The 8664-nt window shown below is 37.8% G+C and carries 9 protein-coding genes; 5 read left to right on the top strand and 4 right to left on the bottom strand.

Going from position 1 to position 8664, the window contains the following annotated elements:
• The first annotated feature begins 94 nt into the window (after positions 1–94).
• From HY987_RS10835 to HY987_RS10855, 5 genes are all read left to right on the top strand, one after another.
• On the top strand, positions 95–1120 hold the full coding sequence (locus tag HY987_RS10835) for a hypothetical protein (RefSeq protein ID WP_292758439.1): 1026 nt from the start codon (positions 95–97) through the stop codon (positions 1118–1120).
• Positions 1121–1157: 37 nt separating this feature from the next.
• Complete coding sequence (locus HY987_RS10840; protein WP_292758441.1) at positions 1158–2171, top strand: hypothetical protein; 1014 nt, start codon at positions 1158–1160, stop codon at positions 2169–2171.
• Between the two features lie 360 nt (positions 2172–2531).
• A complete protein-coding gene (locus tag HY987_RS10845; protein ID WP_292758442.1) occupies positions 2532–2972 on the top strand; it encodes an Lrp/AsnC family transcriptional regulator in 441 nt (146 codons plus the stop codon).
• 55 nt (positions 2973–3027) lie between these two features.
• The gene (locus HY987_RS10850; protein WP_292758444.1) at positions 3028–4266 is read left to right on the top strand and encodes a CBS domain-containing protein; all 1239 of its coding nucleotides are present in this window, start codon (positions 3028–3030) and stop codon (positions 4264–4266) included.
• Positions 4267–4297: 31 nt separating this feature from the next.
• Positions 4298–5557: an Nramp family divalent metal transporter gene (locus tag HY987_RS10855; protein WP_292758446.1), complete on the top strand. Its 1260-nt coding sequence runs from the start codon at positions 4298–4300 to the stop codon at positions 5555–5557.
• A gap of 139 nt (positions 5558–5696) precedes the next feature.
• Here the strand turns inward: HY987_RS10855 and HY987_RS10860 are convergent, their stop codons facing one another.
• The 4 genes from HY987_RS10860 to HY987_RS10875 form a co-directional block, all read right to left on the bottom strand.
• Positions 5697–6233, bottom strand: coding sequence for a hypothetical protein (locus HY987_RS10860; protein WP_292758448.1), 537 nt, complete (start codon positions 6231–6233; stop codon positions 5697–5699).
• 47 nt (positions 6234–6280) lie between these two features.
• Positions 6281–6625, bottom strand: a complete 345-nt coding sequence (locus HY987_RS10865) for a hypothetical protein (protein ID WP_292758450.1) — start codon at positions 6623–6625, stop codon at positions 6281–6283.
• A gap of 350 nt (positions 6626–6975) precedes the next feature.
• The gene (locus HY987_RS10870; protein ID WP_292758452.1) at positions 6976–7419 is read right to left on the bottom strand and encodes a hypothetical protein; all 444 of its coding nucleotides are present in this window, start codon (positions 7417–7419) and stop codon (positions 6976–6978) included.
• A gap of 22 nt (positions 7420–7441) precedes the next feature.
• Positions 7442–8371, bottom strand: coding sequence for a hypothetical protein (locus tag HY987_RS10875; RefSeq protein ID WP_292758454.1), 930 nt, complete (start codon positions 8369–8371; stop codon positions 7442–7444).
• Positions 8372–8664: the final 293 nt, after the last annotated feature.

Raw genomic sequence — 8664 nt, forward strand, 5'->3', positions numbered from 1 at the left:
ACTTTATATTGTATTACTTTTTATATATTAAATAATAAATTATGTGTAGAGGGAAACAAACTTTTGAACCGGGCCCATAAAAAGGGGTAAAATTATGGATAATAATGGTTACGTGATGAGTTTATTTTCATTTTTTCTTATTTTACCCGCTTTTTTACTATTAATGGTATTGGCAGACATGACGGTGGGTGAAGCAGATGCCCAGCAGGCTACGTTAAACTCCCAAGATGTTCTGGGTGTTGCTAATGATCTGGAAACAAATTTACCATTAATAGGGAGGGAGGTGCTTAGAGATAAATCTTTTGAGGTTATAAGTAGTGGAAATCCTCTTTTAAACAGTAGAAAGGAGGTTAAGGGGGAATTTCAGAACAGAATGGATATTTTTTGTTCAAAATACAGTGGTAATGGCATGTTGGTGGAGTGTACAATATTGAACGTGGATAACAGCTATGATCCATTTTGTGTGGAAGTCAAATCAAGGGTTGCAGTACGCAAGGGCACCTTGAAACATCAGGTAAATCTGACCCAGAACATTTCTCTCATCAATGGGTCATTCTCGATTTATGATCCATTACCATTTGTCAAGTGCAAGAATCATGGGAGTGCAACCATCACGGAAGACCGGATATTCTATGGTAACAGCCTGGCAAATTATCTCAAATCCAGGGGGCTCAAGAATTTTGAAGCTTATGAAAACGCCACCTCCTCATTATACATAAAAAAATGCCCCTACGATCCTTACATTCTCCACGGAAACACCAATGAACTGGTAAACCTGAAAAACTGCATTGAAAATGGATTTTATCATGAAAGTAGTGATGGGGCCTGTTTCCTCTGCAGACTGGAAGGGAAGGGTACTTGTCCTCATTATGGTGTGGAAACATTTATCACACCGGCACCATCTGTTAATGCCCCCTTTTCAAATCAGTCAGCTAATATAACATTTCCAGATAATTCCTCAACTGCCCCCAGTTCAGTGGACCATGTTATTTTTAATGATACTGGCTCTCACGGAACCTACTCGGGTTGTAAGCTCATCTACTTTACCAATGGAACGCACAGTTTCCAACTCTACTTGGATAATTCCCATCGACAAAAATATGGACTACCTAAGTTTTAGAGTGGATCCCATTAAAATGTAATGATCAAGTGATTAGATGTTTGGGAATGAATTTACTGAAGATAGTCGGGCAATGGTATTTTCCATGGATCTAATGCTATCTTTAATTTTAATAACCGTTATATTGGGGGTTTCGGCAGATGCCATGGACATTGCTAGTTCTAAAATGGAGGATTATGTCTACGGAAATTCTCTGGAAAGAATTACCCTTTCCGGTGCAGATATGCTGGTAAAAACCCCTGGATCTCCGGAAAATTGGGAGGAATTAAATGATTTGGGTGGGATTACACCAGGATTGGCTGATGTGGACTCCACTAACATGAAAATTCATTCAAACATCATAAGTATCCCAAAGATAAACCGCCTTACCGGAAGTTATGATAAATTAATGGCGGGTCGAGTAATTCCTACCTATTGCAAATCTACTCTGGCCATATATCCGGTAGATACATCTTTAGAACCAATATACGTGAAAAATATTAGTGGAAACTATTCTTCTACAGAAGTAATGGTGGAAAACCGCACAGTTCTTTGCAATTACCTTAATACCAGTATTATACTTTTTATCAACGCCGTAGACCGCTCCAGATTGTCAGAACAGAAACAATTAGGGGAAGAATGCCCACATTTTGGTGTTAATGGAAATCCGGAACATTTGGAGGTGGATTATAGAAATCAAAAATCAGGATGGGTCTGTTATCATTTTCGAATCACTCAGGAAATGTTGAATTCAACCGATTTCTATGTCATGACGGATCCTATCTGTGTAGAAGATCCCGCAGCCGTCTGGATGATGGATAGGCCAGAAAATAGAACAGAGAATATTCAATTCTTCCGAAACACTCCCATTCGGGTTAATGACATTATAAGGGAAAGCATGGGCAATAACAGTACTGCTGTACTCTGGTTGCATGTATATTCTTCTGGAAATCCTGATAAAGCTTTCAATACGTATCTAGCTGGGTTTCCTAAGGGAACCTCTTATGAAAAGGTTAATGTTCAGTATCTGAATCCTCAGCCCTGCTATTTTGTTTTTAAAGTATGGTTTTGAGTTTTTAGGTGGCTTATTATTCTTACACATCAAAGATTTCAGTGAATTAATATCAATAATATTATTATAATTCAATTGGATATAATACTTAAAATAGACACCTTTTTTGAATAATCCATATGTTTTTTAAAGAATTTCAAATTTTTAAGGATTTAAAATGTTATTTTTAAGGATTTACTCCTTAAAGGTATGATTTAACTTCTGAAAGTTCCTTGAGATTGGTTTTGAACAACTTGATTAGGCTCATTTCCCTATGGGTAATCTTCCAAAAAATACGAATAATTTGGGTAATCTTCCAACATCTTTATAAGCTGGGTGGTAGGATACTAACTATAATAACATATTCGTGGTGAATTTGAAATGGACGAGATAGACTCGGAAATTATTCGTTCCCTGGTCAAGAATTCAAGGATAACTCTCTCCCAAATGTCAAAGGAGATAAACGTACCTGACGCAACCATCTCGAACCGGCTTAAAAAGCTGGAAGAAACTGTGATCAAGCAATACACCCTGATTCTGGACACGGATGCAACTGGCCTAAAGGTCACCGCCATCATCATCATTCAGACAGAATCGGAAAAACACGAAAACGTGGAAATGGAACTATCCAAACTGGAAGAGGTCTCTGAAGTTTACAGTGTCTCTGGAGAATATGACATTCTCATTAAAGTATGGGCCCACAGCATTGAAGAGCTCAATAAGATAGTAACCAGTAAAATCCGCCAGGTTGATGGTGTTGAAGATCTGACTGAGATGATTGTGATGGAACGTGTTAAAGAAGGAGTCATACCTCCAATCTGAGTCATACCTCCAATTGACCAACTAAATGACCCACCAATCCCAGGAGGTGAGAGAAATGTACCTAAGTGATTTAATAAAAAAACCAGTGATAAACCCCAGCGGAGAAAAAATAGGGAAACTGAAAGATGTTATAGTGTCATCAGAAACTGCTTATCCTATAATAAAAGCCATAATGGTGAATACTTCTGGTAAAACTGTTAAAAATATTCCCTGTAATTACATTGGAGATATTGGAAAGAAAATAATCCTAAAAATCCCAATTAATGATATTGAAGAGTATACAATTTTAAATAATGATATTAAGCTTATTCATAATGTTTTAGATCGGCAAGTGGTTGATATTGAGGATAAAAAGATCAGACGGGTTAACGATCTCAAATTATCAGCCAAAAATGGTCATTATCATGTTATTGGTGTTGATATAGGTATTCACGGTATTTTGAAAAGATTAAGTTTGACCCGTATTGCCAAACCCCTAGGTATAGATTCCAGGGAAGATCTCATCTCCTGGAAGGATATTGATGCATTAAACAGCGACTATTCTAATTTAAAACTAAAAGTCCCTAAACAGAAGTTGAAAAAGCTTCACCCTGCAGATATTGCGGATATTGTGGACCAGCTGGGACTTAATGAATCCATAACAATTTTGAATTCCCTGGATGATGAGGCAGCTGCCGACACCCTGGAGGAAGTCTCCCCTGAAAGACAGGTTATACTCCTGGAAGGAATGGAAAGCCAGAGAGCGGCCGAACTTTTAGATGAAATGTCTCCGGATGATGCAGCTGACCTTCTCGCTGATCTACCTGATGATAAGGCAGAAGAACTCCTGGATCTAATGGAACCTGAAGAATCAGAAGACCTGCGTAAACTACTGGAATACCCTGAGAATACCGCAGGTGGTGTTATGACTACTGAATTTGCTGCTGTGGAAGAGGGCCTCACTGCTCAACAAGTCCTGGACTCGCTTCGAGAAATGGCTAAAAACGTTGAAACCATTTACTATGTCTATGTTCTTTCAAAAAATGGCGATTTAGTAGGAGTAGTTTCTATAAGGGAAATTATACTCTCTGATCCTGATATAAACATATCTGATTTCATGCAGACTGATGTCATTAAAGTTGACGTAATGGAAGAACAGCATGAGGTTGCCCAGAAAATTGCAAAGTACAACCTCATAGCCCTCCCTGTTGTTGAAAAAGATAAAATAAGGGGAATAATCACAGTTGACGATGCAATAGACATTGTTTTACCCACTGCCTGGAAAAAACGGGTCCCAAGAATGTTCGGAAGATAAACAGGGGGAATAGATTTAAGAAGGTCTAATTATGGATTATTCAATTTTCCGCAGGGTTTTTAAGAGCCCTGCTGTCATCAGCTTCATAATATTCCTCTCAGTAATGGGGCCAGGTATCATAACTGCCAACGTGGACAACGATGCCGGAGGAATCACAACTTACTCCCTGGCGGGTTCACAGTTTGGATACGACCTTCTATGGACATTCATCCCAATGATCATAGCACTGGCCGTGATCCAGGAAATGGGGGTCCGTATGGGCATAGTTTCCGGGAAAGGCCTGGCAGATCTCATACGTGAGAAGGTGGGAATTAAACTCACCTTCCTCATGATGGTCGCCCTGCTTCTGGCCAACTTCGGAAATGTCCTGGCTGAATTTTCAGGTATAGCAGTAAGTGCGGGCATATTCAATGTGCCTCGTTTCATAGCCCTGCCACTGGCAGCCTTTTTTGTCTGGCTCCTGGTAGTTAAAGGCACCTACAAAAGTGTGGAAAAAATATTCTTAATGGCCTCGGCCCTTTATTTCTCCTATATCATAGCTGGATTCCTGGCACAACCAGACTGGGGATTAGCAGCTCAGAGTATGATAATGCCACAGATAAGTCTTGATGCTGCCTACATAACCATGGTGATTGGTCTGGTGGGAACCACCATTGCCCCCTGGATGATGTTCTACATCCAATCTTCGGTAGTGGAGAAGGGAATTAGTTTAAAGAATCTCAAATATTCCAAGATGGACGCAGTGCTGGGAGCCATAGTGGTGAACATTGTGGCCTTTTTCATTGTCATTGCCTGCGCAGCCACCATACATCCCACCGGTATCCAGGTAAATAACGTTGCTGATGTTTCGATGGCCCTGGCTCCACTGGCAGGCCAATACGCAAGTATCCTATTTGCATTCGGATTTTTAAACGCCTCACTCTTTGCAGCCAGTATCCTGCCACTGTCTACAGCATATTATGTATGTGAAAGTCTTGGATTCGAAGCAGGAGTATCCAAAAGCTTTAGGGAAGCTCCGGTGTTCCATGGCTTATATTTGGGGCTGATTATAGCAGCGGTAATCATAATTCTTATCCCATCGGTCCCATTATTATCTATCCTGTATTTATCTCAAGTGGCAAACGGTATACTTTTACCTTTTGTACTGATACTAATGCTCCTTATCATAAATGACAAGAAAATCATGGGGGAACATGTGAACACCAAGCTTTTCAATGTTATTGCGGTGGCAACAGTTATAATTGTGATGGGATTGAGTATTGGGCTGCTAGTTACCACTTTCCTTAGATGAAGATTGTGAATCTGTGAAAAGGTAATTAGTAAAAGTCAATTCAGCAGAAGAAGAGGTTATATTTTTTGATGTTGAGGGGTGTTTGGTTGGTGTTACCCACATGGTTCCTGTTATGAGCATGATGGAAATAGGTTTTTTTTTAGTTGTGAGGTGAGCCTAGGTATTGTAATTTCCCACCGCATTCGCATTCATCGGAATAATCATCTGCAGATTCCCCCTCGGGAATCTGATAATAGGTTCCACATTTTTTACAAACCAGATAAGCATCATGATCTTCTAAACGGATTATACGTTCAGAGATGGCTTTATATTTGGTAACATCTGTTTTAATCAGTTTCAAAAATGTTTTATAGGCTACAATAGTGTCTTCAACTCCAATACCTAAACGGCCATTATTCACAGCATTACAAGCTGCCAGAAATTGAATAAAAAGATCCTCTGTAGATCTATATTTAGATGACCAGTCTTTAAGGTCTGGATAATTCAAACTAAAATCCATGACTTCAAACATGAGTTTGTTTAGTTTTTTGTAGAGTTCTTTCTCTGACCAGTAGGTTTTTCCGAGTGATTTAATATATTCTGGAGTTGGTTCAGGTAGATCTTCAAGTTTAATTATGTCAAAATCTTCTAGAGCAAAAATTACACGTTCATCTAGTCCGCTAAAATAAATGTTCAACAGATCTTCTTTTTCTAATGGATTTTTGTGTATATAATAAATGGATTCTATAAAAGATATAAAGTGAGAGTGTCTTGGACTGTGATTATTGATTTGGTGAAAATGGTGGTTAATAGTCCGCCTTTTTTTAAGTTATCATATGCTAGGATTTCTATCCGATGCTTAGGTAAATCTCCAAGAAAATCAATGTCTTCTTTATATTTATTGGTATTTGAGGCATCAACTAGTTTTTTATAAAACCCTGAATCTCTGATTTCTTTAATTTCAGAAAGAATATTCGCCAAACCATCCAAATCCAAGTTATTAAGATAATTGAAAAGATTTTCCATATTTTGCTGACTTTTCTTATCCATTTCTTCTATCTTAGATTCCATTTTATCAATGATGCCCATGTGGTATACCTCTAGTTTATTTATCTTGTACTGGGTCAAAAATAAATATTTTCTCGAAACTTTCACGGTTGGGAAGTTTTCCTTTCATAAGGCTTGTGATTGTATCTATTATGGCGTTTATTGTGCCATCGGGGTCATTGAGGAATTGCCAGCTTGAAAATAATAATAATAGGGAATCTATTTCGGATTTTTTGTCGGGGAATAATTTATATAGTCCTTTTTTGAAAACTGACATTCCGTAATTGAAACCGACTTTGTTTAAAAAGCTGGTCCATGCTTTTAAAGCCTTTTACCGGTTCAGTTCGTCTTGGAAGCTGCCTTGTTGTACTGCTTGTCTGACTCCGGCTATGTCACGTTGTAGCTGTGTTTGAGGGGCTGGGTATTGGTTCAGGTTCAGGTCCAGGTCCAGGCCCAGGATTGGATCCAGGATTAGGTTCGGGTCCGGGGTTAGGGTTAGGATCCAGTACTTCGTAACTGGCCATGTTCTTACTCACGTTACCTACTTGATCGGTTCCTTCTATTTGTATGGTGTGGATGTTGAAGGTTGCATCTAGTGGTATGGTGTAGTTGGTGGTCCAGGTTCTGGTTCCATTTGTGGGTGTGAGGTTGATTCTTTGTGCGCCTATAATGGCCACCACACTCTGCGTGTCGGGGGAGGCGGTTACGGTTATATTTATTGTTTCTTCGGGATTGACACTTTCTGGAGTGATTTCAGGGTTTATAACGGGTGGGGTGTTGTCTACTGTGAAGGTGAGTGGTGTTTGGTTGGTGTTACCCACATGGTCCCTGGCCATGATTAGGATGGATTTAGGGTTTTTAGTTGTGCGGTGAGCCCAAGTATTTTAATTTGCCTCCGCATTCGCATTTATTGGAATAATCATCTGCAGATTCGCCTTCTGGAATTTGGTAATAGGTTCCGCATTTTTTACAAACCAGATAAGCACCATGATTCTCTAAATTTATTATCCGTTCGGGAATAGCTTTATATTGTGTGACATCTGTTTTAATCAACTTTAGAAAAGTTTTATAAGCCACAATAGTATCATCAACTCCAATACCTAAACGACCATTATTCACAGCATTACAAGCAGCCAAAAATTGAATAAAAAGATCCTCTGTGGCCCTATATTTTGAAGGACGGTTTGTAATTGCAGGATAATCAAAAATAAAATCCATGACTTCGAACATTAGCTCGTTTAGTTTTTTGTAGAGTTCTTTCTCTGACCAGTAGGTTTTTCCGAGTGATTTAATATATTCTGGAGTTGTTTCAGGAAGATCTTCAAGTTTAACTTGGTCAAAATTTTCTAGAGCAAAAATTACACGTTCATCTAGTCCACTGAAATAAATATTTATTAGGTCTTCTTTTTCTAATGGATTTTTGTGTATATAATAAATGGATTCTATAAAAGAATATAATGTGAGTGTGTCTTGGACTGTGATGATTGATTTGGTGAAAAGGGTGGTTAATAAGCCTCCTTTTTTTAAGTTATCGTAAGCTAGGATTTCTATCCGATGTTTAGGTAAATCTCCAAGAAAATCAACTTTATCTTTAAATTTATCAATAGTGACGGCTTCTATTAATTTTTTATAATATTTTGAGTCCATAATATCTTGAATTTCAGACAGAATATCACTTAATTCATCAATATTTAATTCTGCAAGATAGATGAAAAGATTTTCCATGTTATGTTGTCTTTTTTTGGCTCTTTCTTCTAACTGTGCTTCCATTTTATCAATGATGCCCATAAGTGTATACCTCTAGTTTATTTATCTTGAGCGGGGTCGAAGATAAATATTTTCTCGAAACTTTCACGATCGGGAAGTTTTCCTTTCATAAGGCTCGTGCTCGTGTCAATTATGGCGTTTATTGTGCCATCGGGGTCATTGAGGAATTGCCAGCTTGATAATAATAATAATAATAATAATAATAATAATAATAATAATAATAATAATAATAATAATAATAATAATAATAATAATAATAATAATAATAATAATAATAATAATAATAATAATAATAATAATAATAATAATAATAA

Origin of the sequence: Methanobacterium sp., assembly GCF_016217785.1 — an archaeon.
In the GTDB taxonomy this organism is placed as follows: Archaea; Methanobacteriota; Methanobacteria; order Methanobacteriales; family Methanobacteriaceae; genus Methanobacterium.

Coding starts and splice junctions, on each gene's coding strand:
- HY987_RS10835 (WP_292758439.1), top strand. CDS start 95: ATGGATAATAATGGTTACGTGATGAGTTTATTTTCATTTTTTCTTATT.
- HY987_RS10840 (WP_292758441.1), top strand. CDS start 1,158: ATGTTTGGGAATGAATTTACTGAAGATAGTCGGGCAATGGTATTTTCC.
- HY987_RS10845 (WP_292758442.1), top strand. CDS start 2,532: ATGGACGAGATAGACTCGGAAATTATTCGTTCCCTGGTCAAGAATTCA.
- HY987_RS10850 (WP_292758444.1), top strand. CDS start 3,028: ATGTACCTAAGTGATTTAATAAAAAAACCAGTGATAAACCCCAGCGGA.
- HY987_RS10855 (WP_292758446.1), top strand. CDS start 4,298: ATGGATTATTCAATTTTCCGCAGGGTTTTTAAGAGCCCTGCTGTCATC.
- HY987_RS10865 (WP_292758450.1), bottom strand. CDS start 6,625: ATGGGCATCATTGATAAAATGGAATCTAAGATAGAAGAAATGGATAAG.
- HY987_RS10870 (WP_292758452.1), bottom strand. CDS start 7,419: ATGGCCAGGGACCATGTGGGTAACACCAACCAAACACCACTCACCTTC.
- HY987_RS10875 (WP_292758454.1), bottom strand. CDS start 8,371: ATGGGCATCATTGATAAAATGGAAGCACAGTTAGAAGAAAGAGCCAAA.